The organism is Actinosynnema sp. NPDC002837 (assembly GCF_040295345.1).
Taxonomy (GTDB): Bacteria; Actinomycetota; Actinomycetes; order Mycobacteriales; family Pseudonocardiaceae; genus Actinosynnema.
Genome location: NZ_JBEOVG010000056.1, coordinates 22,997 through 46,582 on the forward strand (window position 1 = coordinate 22,997; position 23,586 = coordinate 46,582).

Here is a 23,586-nt window from a genome sequence, read left to right on the forward strand (position 1 = left end):
TTCCCCTCTGCCAAAACCCCCCGTGGTCCCCGGCCTCGTTCTTTCACACCCGCCATACCATAACCCCCCCCCCCCCCGGGGGGGGGGGGGGGGGGGGGCGCCCCCCCCCCCGTCGACGTGGGTCAGGCGTCGAGTTCGGCCAGCACGGCCAGGAGCCGTTCGCGGTCCTCGTCGTCCTGGCGGACCCGGCGGCCGTGGATGCCGCCGCCCGGCATCGCGGCGTCGCGCTCGGCCAACGCGCGCAGCCCGGGCAGCAGCGGGGCGGCGTCGGCGCCCAGTTCCCGCAGCGACTCGACCAGCCAGCCGCCCGGGCCGACCCACGCCAGCCGCTGCCGGACGGCGTCGAGGAGGGGCTGGGCCTCGCCCGTCACGCGGCGGATCGCGAGGGCCGCGGAGTGGGTGTCGTGCTCGTCGGCCAGGAGTTCGCGGAGCCGGGGCAGCAGGGCGGCGGCCGGTGGTCCGATCAGGCCCGCCAGCTCGGCGGCGTCCGCCACGTGCCGGGCGCTGTCCAGCGCGTCGGCGACGGCGTCGAGCGGGGTGGTGGTGTCGCCGGCGTGCGGCAGCAGCCGCGCCGCTTCGAGCCGCAGCCGGATGGTGGTCGGGTCGTCGCCCGCGGCGGTGGTGGCGACGGCGCGGAGCGCGGGCAGCAGGTCGTCCAGCGGAAGGCCGTGGCGCAAGGCGGTCCGCGCGGCCGGGACGGGTGAGCTCACGGCGGCTTCGGCCACGCAGGAGCGCACCTGGTCGAGGTCGTCGGTGATCGCGGCGAGGGCCGAGGCGCAGTCGAGCCGGTGCCGCCAGGACGCCGCCGGGTCGTCGCGGACCCCCGTCAGCGCGGGCACCGCCGCCGACGCCGCCGGACCCATCACGGCCAGCGCGCGGACCGCCCACCACTGGTCGTGCGCGACGAGCGCGACCAGCTCGGGCACGGCGTCGGCCGCGTCCGCGCCCCACCGGTGCAGCAGCCTGGTGAGGGTGTTCACCTCGTTGTGCCACCGCATCCGGCCGAGCATCGCGGCGTAGTCGGACGACGGCTGCCACCGGGTCGGCAACGCCGCCAACCGCCGCCGCACCGCGTCCAGCAGCACGGGGTCGCAGGCCACGCCGGTGTCGATGAGCAGCTCGACGACGTCGTGCGTGAGGGCGCCCGCCACGAGCGCCGTGGTGAACGGCGAACGCCAGCGCGGGTCGCCGAGCGTGATCAGGATGTCCAGGCTCAGCCCGAACAGGCGTCCCTCAATGGAGTCCACATCGGTCGGAGCGGGCTCGGCCACGACCGCCGCCAGCGACTCGGCGGCCAGGGGAGCGGCGGCCGGCACGTCGCGCACCGCGGTCGCGGCGGACAGCCGCACGTTCGGGTCGGGGTGGTCGACCGCGGCGGCGAGCAGGGGCGCGCTCTGCGCACGTGCCGCCCGCGACCCCACGCACCGCTCGTAGACGGCGTCGACGGCCCGGCGCGCGGCGTCGGCCGACCCGCGCTCGAACAACGTCCGGCACAGCCCGGCGAACTCCGCGCCGTCGACGCGCGCCACGACGTCCGCGAACGGGTACCCCGACCAGACCCAGTTCCGCACCGGCTCGCCGTCGAGCCAGCAGTCGACCACCGCGGCCGTCGCCCCCTCCGGCCACGGCAGCCCGGCGTCCGCGATCGCCCACAGCGCACCGGCCCGGACGGCGGCCGGACGCGACGGCGCCAGCTCGCCGGTCAGCCACTCGGCGCTCTGCGCGGGCGCCTGCCGACCGGCGGCGGCCAGCAGGCCGGCCACCACGCGCGGCGACCGCTCGCGCTTGCGCCGCGCCCGCAACGCCGCCACCACCTCGGCGGCGGGCGGGAGGTTGCCGAGCAGGTAGGTGGCGACGTGCCGGACCTCGACGTCCGGGTCCTCCAGCAACGGCAGCAGCCGCCCCGTCTCGCGCCCCAGCGCCGCGTCGACGTCCGCCAGCACGTCCGGCGGGGCGTCGCCGGTCTCGGCGATCGCGCCGAGCAGGTGCACCAGGCCCGCGCGCCGCGGCGTGGCCGGATCGGCGGCGAGCCGGGCGACGAACGGCACCGCCCGCGGCGTCGCCGAGTACAGCGTGCCCTGGTGGTAGATGCTGCCGAACAGGTGCTCGAAAGCCTCGCCGGCCGACGCCTCGTCCTCGCCGACGGCGGCGCGCAACGTCCGGGGCACGTCCCGCGCCGAGCCGTACGCGTGGTCGAGGGACGCCCAGTCGACGTCGTCCACGCCGTCGAGAGCGGCGGCGGTCATCGGTCTGCTCCCATGAGCGGTGCAGCGTAGGCGGTCAGGCCGCTTCCACCCGGTACGGGTCGTGCTCGGCGAGCAGCTTCTCCAGCCGCGCCTGGTCGACGCGGCTCACCACGTAGGTCTCCTCCTGCCGGTCGCGGACGCACTTGGCCAGGGTGAACGCCGACGTGACGGTGAACAGCAGGCCGAGCGCCAGGAAGGCGCGCACCCAGCCGTCCACCGGCAGGTAGGCGACACCGAGGCCGACGGCGGCCAACGAGATGGCGAAGGAGATCACCGCCTGCGCGTAGAAGGCGTTGGTGGTCGGCGAGTGCGGTTTCGCGGTCATGGCCGAAGCGTCCCCGCCGACCGGGCCCGGTGTCATGAGTACCGCTACTCAATCACGCGTGCGCTCGCTGGTGGCGGCGCAGCTCGGTGGCGTCGTGCGCGCTGAAGACGTCGACCGAGTCGCCGTGGTCGCGCACCAGTTGCCGCAACCGCTTCTGGTTGGCCACGCGCAGCTCCGGCAGCACCTGCATCCGCTTCTGCATGTACCCCAACGCGGGCGGGCAGTGCCGTTCGGCCGCCATCTCGCCGTGGAAGAAGTACGAGTCGCCCGCGTGCAGCAGCCACCGGTCGCCGACCCGGACCGCCACGCCCGTGTGCCCGTGCGTGTGCCCGAACAACGGCACCAGCAGCACGTCCGGCCGCACCTCGCGCACACCGTCGAAGCCGAACCACGTCTCGCCGGTCGCCTCGTGCGGAGTCCACTTCGGCCCGTGCGCCCACTGGGCGTCCGGGTAGCGCATCCGGTCGTTGCCCGACCGGCCCGGACGCGTCGCCGCGGCCAGCTCCTCCGCCGAGACGTGCACCCGCGCGTCCGGGAAGTCGCGCAGGCCGCCGGCGTGGTCGAAGTCCAGGTGCGTCAGCACGACGTCGCGCACGTCCGATGCGGCGAACCCGAGCGCTTCCACCTGGCGCAGCGCGGTTTCCGCCTCCGCCAGCGCGGGCCGGGCCATCGACCGCCAGCGGCGCACCAGCGTCTCGTCCGGCCGCCGCACGTCGTCGAGGCCGAGACCGCTGTCGACGAGCACCAGGCCGTCGTCGGCCTCCAGCAGCAGCACGTGGCAGACGAGCTCGGCGGCCCGGAAGTAGGAACCCTCACCGCTCACCAGCTTCCCGCCGAACGGGCGCATGGTGCCGCAGTTCAAGTGGTGCGCCTTCACGGTTCCGTCCTTCCCAGGAGTGCGCCGAGCCGGGCGGCGACGGCGTGCAGGGGGTCCAGCGAACGGCGGGTGCGGGCGAGCAGCAGCGCGCCCTCGATGGCGGCCAGCACGACCGTCGCCAGGTCGTCGTCGCCCACGTGCTCGGCGATGAGCCGCTGCCACGAGGCGTAGACGTCCTCGCAGGCGACGCGGATCGGCTCGCTGTCCGACGCCGCGTCCAGCGCCACCGTGGCGACGGGGCACCCGTTGCGGAAGTCCGAAGCCAGCAGGTCCTGGCTGAGCAGCTCCAAGGCGCGGGGAAGCGCTTTCGAGGGGTCGGTCTCGGCGGCCAGCACAGCGGCGAGCGCGTCGCACAGGTCGTTGCCCGCCAACGTCACCGCCTCGACCGCCAACTGCTCCTTGCCGCCCGGGAAGTGGAAGTAGAGGGAGCCCTTGGGCGCGCCGCCCTCGGCGAGCACCTGGTTGATCCCCGTCGCGTGGTAGCCCTGCGCCCGGAAGAGGTCGGCCGCGGTGCGCACCACGCGTTGCCGGGTGTCGGTCCGTCTTGGCATGTTTTTACTATAGAGACCGGTCTAGTAACTACGTCAAGGGGAGAGTCGCTCGGATACGCTCCTGACCCATGCTGGAGATCGCCCACGGCGCGGCACGCGCCGTCATCGCACCCGAGGGTGCGGGACTCAAGTCCTACGAGGTCGGCGGCGTGCCGTACGTGGAGACGTACGACGACGAACCGCCCATGGGCAGCGGCGCGGTGCTGGTGCCGTGGCCCAATCGCACGGCCGGTGGCAGATGGGTGCTCGACGGCGAGGAGCAGCAGCTGGAGATCGGCGAGCCCGCGCGGGGCAACGCCATCCACGGGCTGGTGCGCCGCGCGATTTGGGGCACCGTGGAGCACACCGGGTCGCTGATCTCGCTGGAGACGCCCGTCGCCGGTCTCGGCTGGCCGGTCGAGCTGCGCACCACCATCACGTACGCGCTCGACGACAACGGCCTGACCGTCTCGCACGGCGTCACCAACGTGGGTGACAAGCGGACCCCGTTCGGGGTGGGCACGCACCCGTACCCGCGGGCCGGCGCCTCCCTGACGGACGAGACCTCGCTGTCGCTGGCCGCCACGACCGTGCTGCCGGTGGACCCGCAGACCATGATCCCGAACGGCCCGGCCGTGCCCGTGGAGGGCGACTACGACTTCCGCGTGGCGCGGCTGCTGGAGGGCGTGGAGCTCGACACCGCGTTCGGCGGGTGCGAGCCGGTGGACGGGCTCGTGCGGCACGTGCTGAAGGGCCCGGCCGGCGGGGTCGAGGTGTGGGCGGACCCGGACTTCAAGTGGGTGCAGGTCTACACGCCGGACAACTTCCCCGGTCGTGGCCGCGCGGTGGCGATCGAGCCGATGACGTGCCCGCCGGACGCGTTGAACAGCGGGATCGACCTGCTGTGGCTGGAGCCGGGCGAGTCGTGGGCCGGGCGGTGGGGTTTGCGCCCGTTGTCGTAGACCGTTAGCGTCGCTAACTATGAACGTCGCTATCACGGGTGGGTACGTCGTCCCGGTCGTCGGAGAGCCGATCGAGGGCGGCACGGTCCTGGTCCAGGACGGGAAGATCGTCGCGGTCGGCTCGGACGTCGAGGTGCCGGACGGCGTCCCGGTCGTCGACGCGGCGGGCGGTTGGGTGCTGCCCGGCTTCGTGGAGGCGCACGGCCACCTCGGCGTGCACGAGGAGGGCGAGGGCTGGGCCGGGCAGGACACCAACGAGATGACCGACCCCAACGGCGCCCGGCTGCGCGCGTTGGACGCGATCAACGCCGCCGACCAGGGCTTCGCCGACGCCCTGGCCGGCGGCGTCACGACCGCGGTGGTCAAGCCCGGCTCGGGCAACGTCATCGGCGGCCAGACCGTGGCGGTGAAGTGCTGGGGCCGCACGGCCGACGAGATGCTGGTGCGCAACCCCGTGAGCGTGAAGAGCGCGTTGGGGGAGAACCCGAAGCGGGTGTACGGGGAGCAGAAGAAGCTGCCGTCCACGCGTCAGGGCGTGGCGGCGGTGATCCGCGACGCGTTCACCAAGGCGCAGGACTACGTGGCCAAGCGGGACGAGGCGGACGGCGCGTTCGAGCGGAACACCACGTCCGAGGTGCTGGCGCGGGTGCTGTCGGGTGAGCTGCCGTGGTGCCAGCACTGCCACCGCGCGGACGACATCGCGACCGCGTTGCGGCTGGCGGAGGAGTTCGGCTACCGGCTCATCGTCAACCACGGCACTGAGGGGCACCTGATCGCGGACGTGCTGGCGGAGCGCGACGTCCCGGTGATCATCGGGCCGCTGTTCACGTCGCGGTCGAAGGTCGAGGTGCGGCAGCGCTCGTTGCGCAACCCGGGGATCCTGGCGCGTGCGGGCGTGCGGATCGCGATCACCACGGACCACCCGGTCGTGCCGATCCACTTCCTCGTGCACCAGGTGACGTTGGCCGTGAAGGAAGGCCTGGACCCGCGCGTGGGCCTGGAGTCGATCACCGTGAACCCGGCGGCCATCATGGGCCTGGACGACCGCGTGGGTTCCCTGCGCCCCGGCCTCGACGGCGACGTCGTGATCTGGTCGGGCGACCCGCTGGACGTGATGAGCCGCGCCCTGAAGGTCTTCGTGGAGGGCCGCGAGGTCTACCGCTACGAGAACGGCGAGGAAGTCGTCACCAACCCCTTCTACGCCGAACCCTGACCCGCGAGTCGACCACCCGGGTCCCGCGAGCCGAACCTCCAGGACCCCCGAATAATTCGGGGGTCCCGGGCGTTCGGCACGCGGGTCAGTGGCGGAGGGTGCGGCCGATGACCAGGCGCTGGATCTGGTTGGTGCCCTCGAAGATCTGGAGCACCTTGGCCTCGCGCATGTAGCGCTCCACCGGGAAGTCGCGGGTGTAGCCGGCGCCGCCCAGCACCTGCACGGCGTCCGTCGTCACCTTCATCGCGGCGTCGGTGCAGACCAGCTTCGCGATCGCGGCCTGGCGGCGGAACGGGAGGCCGCGGTCGCGGCGGCGGGCCGCGTCCAGGTAGGTGGCACGGGCGGACTCCACCGCGGCGGCCATGTCGGCCAGCAGGAACTCCAGGCCCTGGAAGTCGATGATCGCGCGGCCGAACTGGGTGCGCTGCTTGGCGTACGCCACGGCCTCGTCCAACGCCGCCTGCGCCAGGCCGACGCCGCACGCCGCGATGCCCAGCCGGCCGGAGTCCAAAGCGGACAGTGCGATCTTCAGGCCGTCGCCCTCGGCCCCGATCAGGCGGTCGGCCTCCAGCCGGACGCCGTCGAACGACAGCTGCGCCGTGATCGAGCCGGTCAGGCCCATCTTGCGCTCCGGCTTGGCGGCCGTGAGGCCCTCGACGTGGCCCGGCGCGAAGAAGCAGCTCACGCCCTTGCCGCCCTCGTCCGACGTGCGCGCCATCAACGTGTAGAAGTCGGCGACGCCCGCGTGCGTGATCCACGCCTTCGTCCCGTTCACGGTGTAGTGGTCCCCGTCGCGCACGGCCCGCGTCGACAGCGCGCCGGCGTCGGAGCCAGCGTGCGCCTCGGACAACGCGTACCCGCCCAGCTGGTCACCGGCCACCACGTCGGGCAGCCAGCGCGACTTCTGCGCGTCGTCCCCGAACGTCGCCAACGCGTAGCTGGACATGACGTGCACCGACAGCCCGACCGCGACCGACATCCACGCCGACGCGACCTCCTCCAACGCCTGCAGGTACACCTCGTACGGCTGCTCACCCCCGCCGAACCGCTCCGGGTACGGCAGCCCGAGCAACCCGGTCTTGCCGAGCAGCCGGAACGCCTCGCGCGGGAACCGCGAGTGCTCCTCCGCCTCGGCGGCGTGCGGCGCGAGCTCGTCGCGCGCGATCTCGCGGACGAGGGCCAGCAGGTCCTCGGCCTCGGTGGTGGGCAGCAGGCGCTCGGCGGGCATCGTCGACCTCCGGATCACGGGGTACTGTCACCAGTACTGTAGGACGTACTCCAGTACTGGAGCCAGGCACTGTGACAGAGTTGCCGCCCATGACCTCGATCGTGCGCCGACCGCTGACGCCCCGTCAGGTGGAGCTGCTGGGCAGGCTGGAGGCGCTCGTGCTCGCCGAAGGGTTCGCGCACTTCACGCTGGACGACCTCGCCGCCCGCCTGCACTGCTCGAAATCCACCCTCTACGCGCTGGCCCCGAGCAAGGAGCAGTTGGCGGTGAAGGTGGTCGGCCGCTACTTCAAGGGCGCGGCCGAGCGGATCGAGCAGCGCATCGCCGAGGTCGCGGACGTCCGCGCCCGCGTCGGCACGTACCTGGCCGGCGCGGCCGAGGAGCTGCGGCGGGCGTCGGCCCGGTTCATCACGGACGTGTCCGCGTTCGCGCCCACGCGCAGCACCTACGAGCGCAACGCCCGCGCCGCCGCCGAGCGGATCCGCGAGTTCATCCAGGAGGGTGTCCGCGACGGGGTGTTCCGGGACGTGCATGCGACCCTGATCGCCGAGATGGCCGGTCTGCTCATCGAGGGCATCCAGACCGGTGTGCTGACCCGGCGCGCGGGGGTCTCGGACGCCGAGGCGTTCACCGCGCTGGGTGAACTGCTGCTGGACGGGTTGCGGAGAGAACGGAGCCAGTCGTGATCGTCGTTGCAGGTGAGGCGCTGGTCGACCTCGTGCCCACGCCCGAGGGCGCCCTCGCGCCGCGGCTGGGCGGCGGGCCGTACAACGTGGCCGTGGCCGCCGGGCGCCTCGAAGCGCCGGTGAGCTTCCTGTCCCGGGTGTCGACCGACCTGTTCGGCGACCGGCTCATCGAGCGGCTGCACGCCTCGGCCGTGCGCACCGACCTGGTCCAGCGCGGCGAGCAGCCGACGACGCTGGCCGTGGTCGGGCTGGCCGACGACGGCTCGGCGCGCTACTCGTTCTACGTCGAGGGCACGGCGGACCGCCAGGTGACCGACCCGGGCCCGCTGCCCGCCGGCACCAGGGCGGTGTCCTTCGGCACGCTGTCGATGGTGCTGGAGCCGGGCGCGAGCACGTACGAGCGCGTGCTGTGGCGCGAGGCCGAACGCGGCGCGCTCACCGTGCTCGACCCGAACATCCGCGCGGGCCTCATCCGCGACCCGATGGCCTACCGCGACCGGTACGACTCGTGGCTGCCGCACGTGGGCCTGCTGAAGGTGTCCGTCGAGGACGCGCGGTGGCTGGCCGACCTGCCGGAGGACGCGCCCGAGGACGCCGTGCTGGAGGTCGTGCGCGACTGGCAGGGCGCGGGCCCGGCCGCCGTCGTGCTCACCCGCGGCGGCGACGGGCTGGCCGTGCTGACCGCCGCCGGCGACGTGATCCGCGTCCCACCCACGCCCGTGGACGTGGTCGACACCATCGGCGCGGGCGACACCGTGCAGGGCGCGCTGCTCGCCTGGCTGCACGCGCACGACGCGCTGTCCGTCGAGGCTGTCCGTGGTCTGGACGCCGCGCGGTGGGGCCGGGCGCTGGCCTACGCGGGCGCCGCGGCGGCCATCACGTGCTCCAGGGCGGGCGCCGAGCCACCCTTCAAACGCGAGCTGGAGATGACCTAGCTCTCACCCCGCGTGAGATGGAGAAACAGCCCTGAAGGGCTACCGTGGTGGATGCACGCTAGCCACCCATGCATCCGGATGTGATGCCGGTCCCATCTCACAGAATCGGTTCACACCGCGGCTGTGTGGAGGGTCGTCCTCTGACTAGCGTGGGAGAACTGACAGGACCCCAACGGGGTGGTGCTGCGGTGCGGGGCGATCCCACGCCCGCGCGCGTGCGTGCGAGATCCGCATGAGCCACCCCGCCCTAGCGTGAGAGGGACTCTGCATGCCCGACGCGACGACTGCGCCGAACGACACCCGTACCGTCGCGCTGCGCCATCCGGGCGGAGAGCACGAGATGAAGGTAGTACCGGCCACCGAAGGTGCGCCCGGTATCGACCTCGGGAAGCTCCTGGCCACAACAGGTCTGGTCACACTGGACAGCGGGTTCGTCAACACCGCGTCCTGTTCCTCCGAGATCACCTACATCGACGGTGACGCCGGCATCCTGCGCTACCGCGGCTACCCGATCGAGCAGCTCGCCGAGAAGTCGAACTTCATCGAGGTCAGCTACCTGCTGATCTACGGCGAGCTGCCGACCCAGGCCCAGCTGGAGGAGTTCTCCTCCAAGATCAACCGGCACACGCTGCTGCACGAGGACCTGAAACGGTTCTTCGACGGCTTCCCGCGTGACGCCCACCCCATGCCCGTGCTGTCCTCGGCGGTGTCCGCGCTGTCGACGTTCTACCAGGACAGCCTCAGCCCCTTCGACGCCAACCAGGTCGAGATCTCCACGATCCGCCTGCTGGCCAAGGTGCCCACCATCGCGGCCTACGCCTACAAGAAGTCCGTGGGCCAGCCGTTCCTGTACCCGGACAACTCCCTGGGTCTGGTGGACAACTTCCTGCGCATGACGTTCGGCTTCCCGGCCGAGCCCTACGACGTCGACCCCGACCTGGTGCGGGCGCTCGACCTGCTGTTCGTGCTGCACGCCGACCACGAGCAGAACTGCTCCACGTCGACGGTGCGCCTGGTCGGCTCGTCCGAGGCGAACCTGTTCGCGTCCATCTCGGCGGGCATCAACGCGCTGTTCGGCCCGCTGCACGGCGGCGCGAACTCCGCGGTGCTGGAGATGCTGGAGAAGATCCGGCGCGAGGGCGGTGACGTCAACGCGTTCGTGAAGAAGGTCAAGAACAAGGAGGACGGCGTCCGCCTGATGGGCTTCGGCCACCGGGTCTACAAGAACTACGACCCGCGCGCCGCGATCATCAAGAAGACGGCCGACGAGATCCTCGGCAAGCTCGGCGCGTCCGACGAGCTGCTGGACATCGCGAAGGCGCTCGAGGAGACCGCGCTCGCCGACGACTACTTCGTCGAGCGGAAGCTGTACCCGAACGTCGACTTCTACACCGGCCTGATCTACCGCGCGATGGGCTTCCCGACGAAGTTCTTCACCGTGCTGTTCGCGCTCGGCCGGCTGCCCGGCTGGATCGCCCACTGGCGCGAGATGATCAACGACCCGGCCACCAAGATCGGCCGCCCGCGGCAGGTCTACACCGGCGCGCCGGAGCGCTCGTTCGTGCCGCTCGACCAGCGCTGACCGCCGTTCCCACCACGCGCACGGCCGAGGCCCGCACCGATGTCCGGTGCGGGCCTTTCCCGTTGCGGCGCAACGATCAGCCGCCCAGCTCGGCGATCAGCGCGCGGTAGGTCGCGAACGCGGGCTTCGGGGTGTGGTCGTCGGTGGTGAGGCCGAAGTTGTGGAACAGCCCGGGTTTCGCGCTGTCGGCGTCGCGCAGCGCGAAGTGCGTGTAGCCGGAGATGTTCAGGCGCACGGCGTGCTCGGCGACGACGCGGACCACCGTCTCCACCACCTCCGCCTGCCGCTGCGGCGACCGGTCCGGGCCGGTGGGCCAGCCGTGCTCGGTGATGTGCAGCGGCACGTGCGCGAGACCGGCGGCGCGCAGGAGATCGCGGTGGTGCGCGAGGAGTCCCGCCACGCCCTCGGCCAGGTCGCCGTCGAGCGGGCGGAACACGTCCGGGAAGAAGTCGAGGCCCACGTAGTCGAGCGCGTCCGCGAACGCCGGGTCGCCGGCGGTCAGGTCGGCGAGGAACGACGACGCCGGGCCGAACAGCGGCGTGGTGTTGAAGCCGACCGCCAGGTCGCGGCCCAGGGCGCGGGCGTGGGACTTGGCCGCGACGACCCCGGCCGTGATCGCCTCCCGCACGCCCGGGTACCAGCCGTCCAGCACCGGGTTGTCGGTCACGTTCGGCTCCTCGGTCACCTGGAGCGTCGCGGTGACCGCGCCGTGCCGCTCGACCAGCGAGCGCACGAAGTCGCAGTAGCCGGCCACGTCGCCGGCCTCCGACTGGTACTGCGCCACCAGGTCCAGCCGTCGACCGCGCACGGCGTACCGGGCGGCGTCTGCGGGCGTGGTCGGGGTGCTCCCGGTGTCCTTGAACGCGGTGTACGCGCGCACGACGAACGGGCGGCCGGGGCCCTGCAACTCGTCCAGCAGGGCGGAGATGTGCTCGGGCGAGTCGGGCGCGCCGGTGGCCAGGCCGCCGGTGTCGTCACCGGTCGCGCCGCCGGGGTAGATGCCGAAGAGCATCGGGCTCAGTCCTCTCGGGTCGGCCAGATCAGGGAGCCGGCGCGGATGTCGTCCACGACCGTGTCGATCCACGCGAGCTCGGCGCGGGCCTGGCCCAGCGCGTACTCGGCCTCGATGACGTGCAGCCGGGGCACGCCGCCCGCCAGCACCTCGGCCAGTTCGCGCTCGTCGCCCGCGATGCGGGCGGACAGCCGTTGCCCGCGTTCGGTCAGGGCTTCGACGGCGCCGATCGGGCCGAGCGCGCCGAGGTGGGCGACCGCGCCGAGGAACTGCGTGAACTCCCGCCGCGGGGTGCGGATCTGGCTGTCCAGCCGGCGCACCAGCTCGTCGTGCCCGGCGTCGGTGAGGGCGTACACGGTCCGCTCGGGGCGGTTGCCGGTGCGCTCCGTGCCCTGCGGGGCGACCCACCCGGCGGTGACGAGGGCCTCGACGACGTCGTACAGCGTGCCCCGGTTGATCGCGGCGGCCCGGTCGCCGCCGCGCGCCCGCAGGTCGGTGAGCATCTGGTACGGGTGCGTCGGGTGCTCCAGCAGGAGGCCCAGCACCGCGAGCACCAGCGGGTTGTCGAGCGCGCGTCGTGGCATGGCAGAAAACTATCAGTCGAAATCGACTATTGCGAAACGCGCTGGTCGTGCGGGACGCCGGTCGCGCTCCTAGGGTCGGTCCGTGGACTCCTCGACCGTGCTGTGGTTCCGACGCGACCTGCGGACCGCCGACCACCCGGCGCTCCTCGCGGCGGCCGAGCGGGCCTCACGCGTGCTCGCGCTGTTCGTGCTCGACCCCGTGCTGCTGAAGGCCTCCGGCGAGCCGCGGGTCGAGTTCCTGCACCGGTGCCTGCGGTCGCTGGACGCCGAGCTCGACGGGCGGCTCGTCGTGGTCGAGGGCGACCCGGTCGAGGTCGTGCCGCGAGTGGCCGCCGAGATCGGCGCGTCGTCCGTGCACGTCTCCGCGGACGCCGGGCCGTACGGGCGCGAGCGTGACGCGGCGGTGGCGGAGCGGGTCGAGCTGGTGCGCGCCGGGTCGCCCTACGCGGTCACGCCGGGGCGGGTCACCAAGGCCGACGGCACGCCGTACCGGGTGTTCACGCCGTTCCTGAAGGCCTGGTCGGAGCACGGCGTGCGCCCGCCCGCCGCCACCGACGCGTCGTCGGTGACGTGGATCCGGTCGGACCTCGGGCGCGAGCTGCCGCCGGGGGAGGCGCTGCCGGACGTGCGGGCGCTGTGGGAGGCGTTCCGCGACGAGAAGCTGCCCGACTACGCCACCCGCCGCGACCGGCCGGACCTCGACGGCACCAGCCGGTTCTCCGCGTTCCTGAAGTGGGGCGTGGTGCACCCGCGGACGTTGCTGGCCGACCTCGGGCGCGGTGCGGGCGCGAAGGCGTTCCGCACCGAGCTCGCCTGGCGCGAGTTCTACGCCGACGTGCTGTGGCACCGGCCGGACTCGGCGCGCCGCAACTACAACCGCGCGTTCGACCGCATGCCGCTGGACGACGACCGCGACCGGTTCGAGGCGTGGTGCGAGGGGCGGACCGGCTACCCGTTCGTGGACGCCGGGATGCGCCAGCTGCGGCAGGAGGGCTGGATGCACAACCGGGTGCGCATGGTGGTGGCGAGCTTCCTCGTCAAGGACCTGCACCTGCCGTGGTGGTGGGGCGCCCGGCACTTCATGCGCCACCTGGTCGACGGCGACCTCGCGTCCAACCAGCACGGCTGGCAGTGGGCGGCCGGCACCGGCACCGACGCCGCCCCGTACTTCCGGGTGTTCAACCCCGTCACGCAGGGCGAGAAGTTCGACCCCGACGGGGACTACGTGCGCCGGTACGTGCCCGAGCTGCGCGACGTGCCGGGCAAGGCCGTGCACCAGCCGCGTGACCCGATCGTCGACCACGCGCACGAGCGCCTGGAAGCACTGGCGCGCTACGCAGCCGTCAAAGGTTGAACGCCGTCAAGGGTTGAACGCCAACAGGGGTTGCGGCACGGCTAGCGCAGCACGTCCCGCAGCCGCACGCGGGCGCCCGTGCGCAGGATGGCGTTCGAGTAGACCTTGCCGCCCAGCCAGGTGATCGCCGCGATCGCGGCCAGCGCGAGCGCGATCGCCAGCAGCACCTGCCACGTCGGCGCGACGCCCATCGCCATCCGCCCCGGCATCAGGATCGGCGCGAACGGCGGCAGCACCGACAGCACCGCCACCGTCGTCCCGCCCGGGTCGGTGACCATGAAGTTGATCCCCAGCATGAACGCCACCACGATCGACATGCTGATCGGCATCAGCACCGACTGGAGCTCCTCCTGGCGCGACACCAACGACGCGGCGGCGGCGAAGACGGTGGCGTACAAGAAGAACCCGAGCACGTACCAGAGCAGGCCGGTGGCCAGCGCGCCGCCCGCCACGCCCGCGACGTCGACCACCCCCGACAACGACGCCAGCACGAGCCCGATGCCGCCGATCACGAGCAGCTGCAGCAGACCGACCGCGCCGAGCCCGACGACCTTGCCCAGCAGCAGCTGCCACGGCCGCAACGTCGCCAGCAGGATCTCCACCACCCGGCTGGACTTCTCCTCCACCACGCCCTGCGCGACCATCGCGCCGTAGACCAGCAGCGAGTAGTACAGCAGCCCGGCGATCACCAGGCCGATCGCCAGCCGCTGGCCCCGCTGCTCGTCCCGCTGCTCCAGCGCCACCACGTCGACGCTCGCGCGTTCCACGTTGCGCGCCACCTCGGCCGGGTCCACGCCCGCCTCGGCGAAGTGCGCGTCCAGGACCTGCTGCTTGACCAGCAGGTCGAGGGAGTTGCGCAGGGAGTCGCCCAGCGACTGCTCCACCACCACGCGCAGGTCGTCCGACGCGCCGGTGATCAGCGCGTCCAGCTCGCCCGAGCGCACCTGCTCCTCGGCCGCCGCCAGGTCGGTCACGTCGACCGTCTCCACCTCGCGGCCGAACGACCGCGCGGTCTGCTTCAACGGCTCCGCGAGCACGGTGGCCTGACCGCTGAGCGCCACCCGGTCGCGACCGGCGTCGTCGAACAGCACGGCCTGCAGCAGCACGTACCCCGCCAGCAGGGCGACGATCACCAGCGTGCCCCACACGAACGACTTCGTGCGCACCTTGCCCAGGAACTCCCGGCGGGAGACCAGGAACACCGCCCTGCCGGGGGTGAGGCTGCTCATGCGGCGGACTCCTCGGTCACCACGCTGCGGAACAACTCGGTCAGCGACGGCCGCTGCCGGGCGAACTCGTGCACCGGACCCGTGTCCAGGGCGGCGCGCAGCACGGCCTGGTCGTCCACGTCCGACGTGACCTCCAGGACCGTGCGGCCGGTCGACGTGTGCGCCGAGCGCACGCCCGGCAGGTGGTCGGCCCAGCCCGCGGGCGCCAGCGGCGCGTCCACGACCAGCTTCGACTCGCCGCCCGCGCGCAGCTCGTCCACCGAACCGGACGCCACGAGCGTGCCGCTGCGCACGATGCCCACCCGGTCGCACAACCGCTCGACCAGGTCCAGCTGGTGGCTGGAGAACACCACCGGCACGCCGCCCGCCGCCTTCTCGCGCAGCACGTTGCTCATCACGTCCACCGCGACCGGGTCGAGGCCGGAGAACGGCTCGTCCAGCACCAGCACGTCCGGCTCGTGCACCAGCGCCGCGGCCAGCTGCACGCGTTGCTGGTTGCCGAGGCTCAGCTTCTGCACCTCGTCGCCCCGGCGGTCGCGCAGGCCGAGGCGGGCGATCCAGTCCTCCGCCGAGCGGTGCGCGGCGTTGGTCGACAGGCCGTGCAGCTCGGCCAGGTAGACGAGCTGGTCCAGCACCTTCATCTTGGGGTAGAGCCCGCGTTCCTCGGGCATGTAGCCGATCCGGCGGCGGGTCTCGAAGGTGATCGGCGCGCCGTTCCACCTCACCTCGCCCGAGTCCCCGGCCAGCACGCCGAGCGCGATGCGCATCGCGGTGGTCTTGCCCGCGCCGTTGCTGCCGACGAAGCCGAACAGCTCGCCCGCCCGCACGTCGAAGGTCATCCGGTCGAGCGCGACGACCTCCCCGTAGCGCTTGGAGACCCGGTCGACCTCCAGCACTCCCTGTGCCACGTGCTCTCCTCCTGTCGTGACCGGTCGTGCCTAGCGGTAGACCTGCGTGGACAGCGGCGCGAACGGCGTGCGGCTGAACACCGCCTCGACCGGCAGGCCGAACACGTCGCAGATCCGCAGCGCCAGGTCGAGGCTCGGGTAGTGGTCGCCCCGCTCCAGCGCCCCGATCGTCTGGGGGTTGACCTCGACCGCCGCGGCCAACCCCGCCCTGGTCAATCCCCGTTCGACCCGAAGCACCCCGATCCGGTTGTGGATGGGTTGCCCGGGGCCTCGGCGCACCGGACTCATGCTACGAAGTGTTGCGAAAACCCAACAGAACGGCAAGTAAACAATTCACAGAATGGGCCGAACGGCGGTATCCGCGGGTCGTGCGACCGAAGGATCACGTTTCGGTGAAACGATACGTCGCCGGGAACCGAATCGAGTGTCGACGGGTCGAATTGCGCAGTAGGGCCGCAAGCCCCGTTGCCGTGAGGGGTGAACATGGAGCCGGACCAGTGGCTCGCGCAGTACGGAGAGAAGATCGAGCAGGCCAAGCGGAACGCCGCGCAGGCCGAGTCGCAGCTCGGCGGCGTCGGCGGTAGCGCGACGTCGCCGGACGGCCTGATCACGGTCACGGTCAACGCCTCGGGCGCGTTGACCGACCTGATCCTGCGCCCGCAGTTGCGCGGCGAGGACCCCGAGCGGATCTCCGGCGCGATCATGACCGCCGTCGCGCAGGCGCAGCGCGCCGCGGCGGGCAAGGTCGTCGAGATCATGACGGAGTTCGTCGGCGACAGCCCCGCGCTGGAGTTCGTGAAGGCGAAGATGCCCAACGGCTATTCGGGTGACGGCACGGACGCCGTGGAACCGGAGCCCGAGATCCAGCGTCGAGACACCAGGCCCGATGACGACTACTTCACCAACCCACCCGATGTCATGGCCTGAGCAGGGGGTAGATGACCATGTTCGACTCGTTCAACGTGAACCCGGAGGAGATCCGGGCGCACGCTGGCACGGTCGACCAGTTGACGCAGCGGATGCTCTCGGCCACCAACACCGCTGACCCGTCGCTGTCGACCGACGCCTTCGGCGTGTTCGGCTCGTTCCTGGCGCAGTTCCTGCTCAAGACGGCCGGCTCGTCCCAGGACATCCTCGGCCAGGCCACGGAGACCGTCGCCGACATGTGCCAGGGCCTCAAGGAGGTCGCCGACCTCTACGAGAACGTCGACCTCGACAACGCGTTCGGCTTCACCGGAAGGGCACGGGGATGAGCGGGCAAGCCACCACCTCCCAGGGGCGTGACCCCTCGCACCTGATCGGCGACGTGCAGGGCACCGTCGCGGCGGTCGAGCGCGGCGACTGGGTCCAGGCCGGGCTCGGCATGGCGAACACCGCCATGGGCATCGTCGGCATGGCCAGCAACCCGTTGTCGGGCTTCCTGTCCGCCGGTTTCAGCTGGGCCATCCAGCACGTCGACTTCCTGCGCGAGCCGTTCGACGCGCTGCTGGGCAACCCGCAGGCCATCCAGAGGATGTCCGACAGCTGGGCGTCCGCGGCCAAGCAGATCGAGGGCATCGTCGCCGACTACCGGCGCACGTCGGTCGAGGAGACCCGGACCTGGCGCGGCCGCTCGGCCGACGGGTACCGGGCGGCGAGCAAGCGGCACGCGGCCGGCCTGGAGACGCTGTCCAAGGCCACGCAGGGCATCTCGCGCGCGGCCAAGGGCGCGGGCGAGCTGGTGGCGACCGTGCGCAAGACCATCATGGACCTGATCAGCCAGGCCGTGTCCGAGATGGTCATGAAGATCATCCAGTGGTTGGCGGCGTCGTTCCTGACCTTCGGCGCGGCCATCGGCGCGGCGATCGCGGACATCGTGCAGATGGCGTGCAACTACGCCAAGAAGCTCGCCGACTTCCTGCAGAAGCTCGGCAACTCGCTCAAGAAGCTGATCGACCTGATCAAGTCGGTCGCGCAGATCGCCCAGACCGCCAAGCAGATCCTGCAGGCGATCACCGCGATGACGTCGTCCAACAAGGGCGGTGGCGGTGGCGGCTCGGGTCCGCGGTTGTCGCAGGGTGGCCTCGGGCTCGACGAGCGGCAGCTCAACGAGATGGACCGGGGCGCGAACGACCGGTACACGAACAACCCCGGCGGTGGCGGCGGTGGGTCGACCATCCCGTCCGGCGGTCCGAGCCCGATCGGTCCCGTGGTGAGCCAGCCGCCGCGGGTGGGCACGGGCTACGGGCCGGGCACGGGCGGCGGGACGGAGCCGGGGCGTGCGTACCCGGGCGGTCCGAGCGGTCCCGTGGTGAGCCAGCCGCCGCGGGTCGGCACCGGTGGCGGCTCGGGTGGTTCCGGTTCCGGTGGTTCCGGCAGCGGCGGTCACTGGGAGCCGGGTCGGTGGGTGCCGGGCGGTTCCGGTGCGGGCACGGGCCAGGTGCCCCCGCCGCCCACGTTCCGCGACACGACTTACGCGACGGGCAGCGGTAGTGGCAGCGGTACCGGCACGCCTTCCGTGCCGACCATGCCCCCGGTCCGCCCGGTCGACCTGCCCACCGGTGGTGGTGCCGGCGGTGGCGCGGGTGGCGGCTTCGGCGGCGGCGGTGGCGGCGGCTTCGCCGGTGGCGGTGGTTTCGCGGGCGGTTCCGGTGGCGGTGGCGCCGGCGGCTCCACCCTCCAGGCCGGTGGCTCGTCCGGCGTGCTCGGCCAGTCGGGCGGTCCGGCGGGCGGCGGCGCGGGTGCCGCCGGTGCGCCGGGCGCGGCCGGTGGACGTCCCGGTGGCGCGGGCGGCATGGGCATGATGGGCGCGCCGATGATGGGCGCCCCGGGTGGCCAGGGCGGCGACGGCAAGGACCACCAGCGCAAGGTGCGGCTGGAGGGCGAGCCCCTGATCGAGGAGCCGCCGAAGGCCGCGAAGCCGATCATCGGCGAGTGACCTGAACGCCAAGGGGGACCTCCACCGCGGAGGTCCCCTTTCGCGTGCCTGTCCCCGTCCCGAGCGTTCGGCTCGGGGTACCTGAACGTTCGGCACGCGCGCGTGTCCTGCGGTCGGGCTCCCCGAGTCGAACGCTCAGGCGGAGGTCAGGGCGGCCAGTTCCGCGGCCACCTCGGCGGTGACGGCCGGTTCGGCGGCGGTGCGGTCGGTCGGGACCAGGCCGATCCGGGTGCGGCGGTCCAGGACGTCGTCGGCGGTCAGGGCGCCCTCGTGGCGCACGGCCCAGGCGACCTCGCCGACCTCGGCGACGTCGGGCGCCTCCGTGCCGTAGCGCGCGACCAGGTGAGGTGGCCCGGCGGCCGGGACCGCGCCCACCAGGGGGATCCGCGCGGTGAGGGAGCGGGTCGTGGTGAGGGCGGTGGCGTCGACGGCTTTGGCGGCCATGCGGCGGTAGGTGGTGAGCTTGCCGCCCACGACCGTGGTCACCCCGTCCTTCGTCAGCACGGCGTGACCACGCGACAGCTCGGCGCTGGGGCCGTCGCCGGTGTCGAGGAGCGGCCGGAGACCGGCGAACGCCCCTTGGACGTCGGAACGGGTGAGTTCGCGCTCCAGGACCGACGAGGCGACCCCCAGCAGGAAGTCCACATCGGACTGCGGCACGGTGGGCACGTCCGGGATCGGGCCGTCCACCGGCTCGTCGGTCAGGCCCACGTACACGCGCCCGTCGCGTTGCGGCAGCACGAGCGCGAAGCGGTTGCGGGCGCCCGGGACCGGCACGGTCAGCGCCGTGGTCGCCAGGCCGACGGTGGCCGCGGACAGCACCAGGTGCGAGCCCCGGGACGGCCGCAGCCTCACGTCCGGCACCAGCTCGCCGGCCCACACGCCGGTGGCGTTCACCACCGCGCGCGCCTTGATGTGCAGTGACTCCCCGGTGAGCGTGTCGACCACGTCCGCGCCGCGCCCGGAGAGCGAGGTGGCACGGGCGCGGGTGACGATCCGGGCGCCGTAGCCGGCGGCGGTCCGGGCCAGGGCCACGACCAGCCGCGCGTCGTCGACCAGCTGGCCGTCGAAGCTCAGCAGGCCGCCGCGCAGGCCCGCCCGCCGCAGGCCGGGCGCCAGGGCCGACGCCTCGACGGCCGGCACCCGCCGCGGCGCCGGCAGCACGCGTGACGGTGTGCGGGCCAGCCGGCGCAGCACGTCGCCCGCACGCAGGCCGGCCATCACCACGGGGTCGTGCGCCTTGCCGTGCAACGGCACCAGCTGCGGCAGCGCCCGCACCAGGTGCGGTGCGGTGCGGGTCATCAGGATGCCCCGCTCCACCGCGCTCTCGTACGCCACGCCGACCTCGCCCTGCGCCAGGTAGCGCAGGCCGCCGTGGACCAGCTTGCTCGACCAGCGGGACGTGCCGAACGCCAGGTCGTGCGCCTCGACCAGGCACACAGACAGCCCGCGTGACGCCGCGTCCAAGGCGACACCCGCGCCGGTCACGCCACCGCCGATGACGAGCAGGTCGACGGGAGCGGACGCCAGGTGGTCCAGGTCCGCGCGCCGCCGCCCGGCGTTCAGGGAGGTGTTCACGACAGTGCCCCGTCCAGGTAGGCGGCCAGCTCGGCCAGCAGTTCCTCGAAGTCCAGGTCCGTGGTGGCCGGTCGGATCGAGAGCACCAGCGACTGCGTGGTCAGCAGCACGAGCCGGGCCTGGGCGGAGGTGGAGCCCGGCCGGATCGAGCCGTCCGCGTGACCCTCCTCGATCCGGCCGACCAGGAACGCCTCGACCAGCCGCTGCGTGCTGCCCAGCCGCTGCACGAGGTACGGCAGCATCAGCTCGGCGTCCAGGTCGAGCACCCGCCGCATCAACGGGTCGGCGGCCAGCAGCCGGATGCCCGCGATGGCCTGCGCCACGAGCCGCTGCCTGGCGTTGTCGCCGGTCACCTCGATGCGCTGGAGCAGGGCGGTGAACTCCCTGGTCATGAGGGTTCTGACCAGCGTGCCGACATCCGGGAACCGGCGGTAGAGGGTCATCCGGCTCACGCCGGCGCGCTTGGCGATGTCCGTCAGCGTGGTCCGGCGCACGCCGACCTCGACCACGCAGTCGCGGGCCGCGTCGAGGAGCGCGTCGTCACTGTGACGTTGAGACGTCATGTGTCACACTGTAGCGGTGACCGAGCGCATCGACCACACCCTCCGGGGCAGGTGGACCACGACCACGGGCTCGCTACCGCCGCACGCGGTGAAGTGGCTGCGGGAACGGACCGGGCTGGGCGACGTCCGCACGCCGGCCCGGCCGCCGGGGGTGCCCGAGTCCGCGTTGAGCGCCGCCGCGCGGGCCGCGCTGGGCGAGGTCGTCGGCCCCGGCCACGTGCGGGTGGACCGCGACTCCCGGCTGGGGCGGGCCGGTGGTCTGTCCTATGTGGATCTGCTGAGGCAGCGCGGCGACGGCGAGCTGCCCGTGCCGGACGGCGTGGTGCTGCCCGCGTCGCCCGAGCAGGTCGTCGAGGTGCTGGCGGTGTGCGTCGAGCACGACGTGGCGGTGGTGCCGTTCGGCGGTGGCACGTCCGTGGTCGGCGGGGTGAGCGCCCTGCGCGGGGACAAGGCGGCGGTGGTCGCGCTGGACCTGCACCGGCTGGACAAGCTGGTCGAGGTCGACCCGGTGTCCCGGTTGGCGGTGCTCCAGGCGGGGTTGCCCGCCCCTCAGGCGGAACGGTTGCTGGCCGCGCACGGGCTGACCATCGGGCACGTGCCGCAGTCCTACGAGCGGGCCACCATCGGCGGGTTCGCCGCGACCAGGTCGGCCGGTCAGGCGTCGTCCGGCTACGGCCGGTTCGAGGACATGGTGGAAGGCGTCCGGCTGGCCACGCCGGTGGGCGAGTGGCGGTTGGGCGGCGCGCCGGCGTCGGCCGCCGGGCCGGACCTGAAGCAGTTGGTGGTCGGCAGCGAGGGCGCCTTCGGGGTCATCACGGAGGTCGCGCTGCGGGTGCGCCGCCGGCCGGAGGTCGAGCGGTACGAGGGCTTCGTGGTGGACGGCTGGGAGCGCGGGTCGGCCGTGGTGCGGGAGTTGGCGCAGCGGCGGGTGCTCGCGGACGTGACGCGTCTGTCCGATGTGGACGAGACCGCGGTGTCACTGGCGTTGGGCGGTGGGTGGAAGGTCAACGCGCTCAAGGGTTACCTGAAGGCGCGGGGTGTGCGCGAGCCGTGCATGCTCGTCCTCGGTTGGCACGGCGCGTCGAAGCGGGAGGTCGGGCGGCGGAGGGCCGAGGCGCTGCGGGGTGTGAAGGTCCTGTCGTTGGGGAAGGTGCTCGGCGAGGCGTGGCGGCACGGGCGGTTCAACGGGCCGCGCCAGCGGGACGCGTTGATGGAGCTCGGGGTGTGCGTGGAGACGCTGGAGACGGCCACGCACTGGTCGAAGGTCTCGGAGCTGCGCGCCGCCGTGCGGGAGGCGTTGGTCGACGCGTTGGGCGACTGCGTGGTCATGTGCCACATCTCGCACGCGTACGAGACCGGCGCGTCGCTGTACTTCACGGCCCTGGCGGCCCGGGACGCGGCCGACCCGATCGGGCAGTGGCAGGTGGCGAAGGCCGCCGCGAGCGAGGCCATCACCGGGCTCGGCACGATCAGCCACCACCACGCGGTGGGCGCCGACCACGTCCCGTACCTGGAGGCCGAGATCGGCGGGCTCGGGCTGGACGTGCTGGCGTCGGTCAAGCGGACGCTCGACCCGACCGGCGTGCTCAACCCGGGCAAGCTCCTCGCTGGCGACTTCGGTGTCGCGGGGCTAGCGTCGCCTGGTGACCGGTGACCTGCTGATCCGCTCCGTGCGGCCGTGGCCGAACGCCCCGGGCGCACCCCTGGTCGACGTGCTCTGCGAGGACGGGCACGTCGTAACGTTCGGTCGGGACGTCGGCCCGCCGCCCGGCGTCGAGGCGGTGGACGGCCGGGGCGGCGTGCTGCTGCCCGCGTTCACCGACGCGCACGCGCACCTCGACTCGACCCGGCTGGGGCTGCCGTTCCGCCCGCACAGCGCGGCCGACGGGCTCGCCGGGCTGATCGACAACGACCGGCGCAACTGGCGGTCCGCGGAGGCGTCCGTGGCCGAACGCGCCACCCACACGCTCGGGCGGACGATCGCCTCCGGCGCGACGCACGTGCGCAGCCACGCCCAGGTGGACGTCGACTCGGGGCTGGAGAAGCTGGAGGGCGTGCTCGCCGCGCGGGAGGCGCACGCCGGGCGGGCGCACGTCGAGGTGGTGGCGTTCCCGCAGTGCGGCATCCTGCGCGAGAAGGGCACCGCCGAGCTGCTGGACGCGGCGCTGCGGGCGGGCGCGGACCTCGTCGGCGGGCTCGACCCGGCGGGCTACGACCGGGATCCGGTGCGGCACCTGGACGTCGTGTTCGGGCTGGCGGAGAAGCACCGGTGCGGGGTGGACGTGCACCTGCACGACGCCGGGTCGTTGGGCGCGTTCCAGGTGGAGTTGATCTGCGAGCGGGTGAGCGCGCTCGGCATGCAGGGGCAGGTGACGATCAGCCACGCGTTCGCGCTGTCGAGCGTGGACGAGGGGCGGCGGGCGGAGCTGGTGGACCTGCTGGCCGAGCACGACGTCGCGGTGACGACCGTCGCGCCGGGCGTGCGGGAGCCGTTGCCGCTGCGGCAGTTGCGGTGGGCGGGGGTGCGGGTGGGGCTCGGGCAGGACGGTATCCGGGACTACTGGTCGCCCTACGGCAACGGCGACATGCTGGACCGGACGTGGCAGTTGGCCTACCGCAACGGGTTCCGGCGCGACGACCTGGTCGAGATGTGCGTCGACGTCGCCACGCGGGGTGGCGCGGCGGTGATGGGGAAGGTGCTGGGCCTCACGGAAGGCGCGCCGGCGGACCTGGTGGTCGTGCCCGGCGACACGGTGACGGCCGCCGTGATGGACCGCGCGCCGCGCACGCTCGTCGTGCACCGGGGCCGGGTGGTGGCGGCGGACGGCGAAGTCGTGTGAGGCCGGGACTGTCGGTG

Annotated in this window: 23 protein-coding genes; 11 read left to right on the plus strand and 12 right to left on the minus strand. The window is 72.9% G+C overall.

Going from position 1 to position 23,586, the window contains the following annotated elements; genetic code table 11:
• Nucleotides 1-122 precede the first annotated feature (122 nt).
• From ABTZ99_RS30000 to ABTZ99_RS30015, 4 genes are read right to left on the minus strand one after another with little or no spacing between them, the layout of a single operon-like run.
• Nucleotides 123-2,246 (minus strand): hypothetical protein, encoded by a 2,124-nt coding sequence (locus ABTZ99_RS30000; protein WP_499615941.1) that lies wholly within the window; start codon nt 2,244-2,246, stop codon nt 123-125.
• A gap of 34 nt (nt 2,247-2,280) precedes the next feature.
• Nucleotides 2,281-2,571, minus strand: a complete 291-nt coding sequence (locus tag ABTZ99_RS30005) for a YiaA/YiaB family inner membrane protein (protein ID WP_367132781.1) — start codon at nt 2,569-2,571, stop codon at nt 2,281-2,283.
• 52 nt (nt 2,572-2,623) lie between these two features.
• The gene (locus ABTZ99_RS30010; protein ID WP_499615945.1) at nt 2,624-3,448 is read right to left on the minus strand and encodes an MBL fold metallo-hydrolase; all 825 of its coding nucleotides are present in this window, start codon (nt 3,446-3,448) and stop codon (nt 2,624-2,626) included.
• On the minus strand, nt 3,445-3,999 hold the full coding sequence (locus ABTZ99_RS30015) for a TetR/AcrR family transcriptional regulator (protein WP_498784906.1): 555 nt from the start codon (nt 3,997-3,999) through the stop codon (nt 3,445-3,447). The genes ABTZ99_RS30010 and ABTZ99_RS30015 overlap by 4 nt, the downstream gene beginning before the upstream one ends.
• Before the next feature lie 68 nt (nt 4,000-4,067).
• Between ABTZ99_RS30015 and ABTZ99_RS30020 the strand changes: the two genes are divergently transcribed.
• Together ABTZ99_RS30020 and ABTZ99_RS30025 are read left to right on the plus strand one after the other, a co-directional pair.
• Entirely contained in the window at nt 4,068-4,940 is an 873-nt protein-coding gene (locus tag ABTZ99_RS30020) for an aldose 1-epimerase family protein (RefSeq protein ID WP_498784908.1), read from the plus strand.
• 19 nt (nt 4,941-4,959) lie between these two features.
• Nucleotides 4,960-6,153 (plus strand): amidohydrolase, encoded by a 1,194-nt coding sequence (locus ABTZ99_RS30025; protein WP_499615949.1) that lies wholly within the window; start codon nt 4,960-4,962, stop codon nt 6,151-6,153.
• An 85-nt stretch (nt 6,154-6,238) separates the two neighbouring features.
• Here the strand turns inward: ABTZ99_RS30025 and ABTZ99_RS30030 are convergent, their stop codons facing one another.
• A complete protein-coding gene (locus ABTZ99_RS30030) occupies nt 6,239-7,381 on the minus strand; it encodes an acyl-CoA dehydrogenase family protein (protein WP_498784912.1) in 1,143 nt (380 codons plus the stop codon).
• Nucleotides 7,382-7,470: 89 nt separating this feature from the next.
• Here ABTZ99_RS30030 and ABTZ99_RS30035 point away from each other — a divergent pair, with 89 nt between their 5' ends.
• From ABTZ99_RS30035 to ABTZ99_RS30045, 3 genes are all read left to right on the plus strand, one after another.
• Complete coding sequence (locus tag ABTZ99_RS30035) at nt 7,471-8,067, plus strand: TetR/AcrR family transcriptional regulator (RefSeq protein WP_498784914.1); 597 nt, start codon at nt 7,471-7,473, stop codon at nt 8,065-8,067.
• Complete coding sequence (locus tag ABTZ99_RS30040; protein WP_498784916.1) at nt 8,064-9,002, plus strand: carbohydrate kinase family protein; 939 nt, start codon at nt 8,064-8,066, stop codon at nt 9,000-9,002. The genes ABTZ99_RS30035 and ABTZ99_RS30040 overlap by 4 nt, the downstream gene beginning before the upstream one ends.
• Before the next feature lie 268 nt (nt 9,003-9,270).
• Entirely contained in the window at nt 9,271-10,584 is a 1,314-nt protein-coding gene (locus ABTZ99_RS30045; RefSeq protein ID WP_498784918.1) for a citrate synthase, read from the plus strand.
• A 76-nt stretch (nt 10,585-10,660) separates the two neighbouring features.
• On the opposite strand, the gene ABTZ99_RS30050 is transcribed toward ABTZ99_RS30045, so the two are convergent.
• The gene (locus ABTZ99_RS30050) at nt 10,661-11,596 is read right to left on the minus strand and encodes a hypothetical protein (RefSeq protein WP_499615953.1); all 936 of its coding nucleotides are present in this window, start codon (nt 11,594-11,596) and stop codon (nt 10,661-10,663) included.
• A gap of 5 nt (nt 11,597-11,601) precedes the next feature.
• Nucleotides 11,602-12,180: a PadR family transcriptional regulator gene (locus ABTZ99_RS30055; RefSeq protein ID WP_499615955.1), complete on the minus strand. Its 579-nt coding sequence runs from the start codon at nt 12,178-12,180 to the stop codon at nt 11,602-11,604.
• 82 nt (nt 12,181-12,262) lie between these two features.
• Between ABTZ99_RS30055 and ABTZ99_RS30060 the strand changes: the two genes are divergently transcribed.
• The gene (locus ABTZ99_RS30060; protein ID WP_499615958.1) at nt 12,263-13,534 is read left to right on the plus strand and encodes a cryptochrome/photolyase family protein; all 1,272 of its coding nucleotides are present in this window, start codon (nt 12,263-12,265) and stop codon (nt 13,532-13,534) included.
• 41 nt (nt 13,535-13,575) lie between these two features.
• Here the strand turns inward: ABTZ99_RS30060 and ABTZ99_RS30065 are convergent, their stop codons facing one another.
• Genes ABTZ99_RS30065 through ABTZ99_RS30075 form a run of 3 tightly spaced genes read right to left on the minus strand, consistent with a single transcriptional unit; the run spans nt 13,576 to nt 15,959 of the window.
• Nucleotides 13,576-14,763, minus strand: a complete 1,188-nt coding sequence (locus ABTZ99_RS30065; RefSeq protein WP_499615960.1) for an ABC transporter permease — start codon at nt 14,761-14,763, stop codon at nt 13,576-13,578.
• Nucleotides 14,760-15,671, minus strand: a complete 912-nt coding sequence (locus ABTZ99_RS30070) for an ABC transporter ATP-binding protein (protein WP_499615963.1) — start codon at nt 15,669-15,671, stop codon at nt 14,760-14,762. Before ABTZ99_RS30070 ends, ABTZ99_RS30065 begins: the two co-directional genes overlap by 4 nt.
• Before the next feature lie 30 nt (nt 15,672-15,701).
• Nucleotides 15,702-15,959: a helix-turn-helix transcriptional regulator gene (locus tag ABTZ99_RS30075; protein ID WP_498784930.1), complete on the minus strand. Its 258-nt coding sequence runs from the start codon at nt 15,957-15,959 to the stop codon at nt 15,702-15,704.
• A 195-nt stretch (nt 15,960-16,154) separates the two neighbouring features.
• Here ABTZ99_RS30075 and ABTZ99_RS30080 point away from each other — a divergent pair, with 195 nt between their 5' ends.
• The 3 genes from ABTZ99_RS30080 to ABTZ99_RS30090 are packed head-to-tail and all read left to right on the plus strand — an operon-like array spanning nt 16,155 to nt 18,588.
• The gene (locus ABTZ99_RS30080; RefSeq protein WP_053718681.1) at nt 16,155-16,598 is read left to right on the plus strand and encodes a YbaB/EbfC family nucleoid-associated protein; all 444 of its coding nucleotides are present in this window, start codon (nt 16,155-16,157) and stop codon (nt 16,596-16,598) included.
• An 11-nt stretch (nt 16,599-16,609) separates the two neighbouring features.
• The gene (locus tag ABTZ99_RS30085) at nt 16,610-16,924 is read left to right on the plus strand and encodes a type VII secretion target (protein ID WP_498784933.1); all 315 of its coding nucleotides are present in this window, start codon (nt 16,610-16,612) and stop codon (nt 16,922-16,924) included.
• Complete coding sequence (locus ABTZ99_RS30090; RefSeq protein WP_499615967.1) at nt 16,921-18,588, plus strand: WXG100 family type VII secretion target; 1,668 nt, start codon at nt 16,921-16,923, stop codon at nt 18,586-18,588. Before ABTZ99_RS30085 ends, ABTZ99_RS30090 begins: the two co-directional genes overlap by 4 nt.
• Nucleotides 18,589-18,723: 135 nt before the next feature.
• Here ABTZ99_RS30090 and ABTZ99_RS30095 read toward each other — a convergent pair whose 3' ends face one another.
• Nucleotides 18,724-20,166, minus strand: a complete 1,443-nt coding sequence (locus tag ABTZ99_RS30095; RefSeq protein WP_499615970.1) for a glycerol-3-phosphate dehydrogenase/oxidase — start codon at nt 20,164-20,166, stop codon at nt 18,724-18,726.
• The gene (locus ABTZ99_RS30100) at nt 20,163-20,729 is read right to left on the minus strand and encodes a TetR/AcrR family transcriptional regulator (RefSeq protein WP_499615973.1); all 567 of its coding nucleotides are present in this window, start codon (nt 20,727-20,729) and stop codon (nt 20,163-20,165) included. Before ABTZ99_RS30100 ends, ABTZ99_RS30095 begins: the two co-directional genes overlap by 4 nt.
• Nucleotides 20,730-20,745: 16 nt before the next feature.
• Here ABTZ99_RS30100 and ABTZ99_RS30105 point away from each other — a divergent pair, with 16 nt between their 5' ends.
• Complete coding sequence (locus ABTZ99_RS30105; RefSeq protein WP_499615975.1) at nt 20,746-22,383, plus strand: FAD-binding oxidoreductase; 1,638 nt, start codon at nt 20,746-20,748, stop codon at nt 22,381-22,383.
• Nucleotides 22,373-23,569 carry an amidohydrolase gene (locus ABTZ99_RS30110; protein WP_499615977.1) on the plus strand — a complete coding sequence of 399 codons (1,197 nt, stop codon included), beginning with the start codon at nt 22,373-22,375 and terminating at the stop codon, nt 23,567-23,569. The genes ABTZ99_RS30105 and ABTZ99_RS30110 overlap by 11 nt, the downstream gene beginning before the upstream one ends.
• Nucleotides 23,570-23,586: the final 17 nt, after the last annotated feature.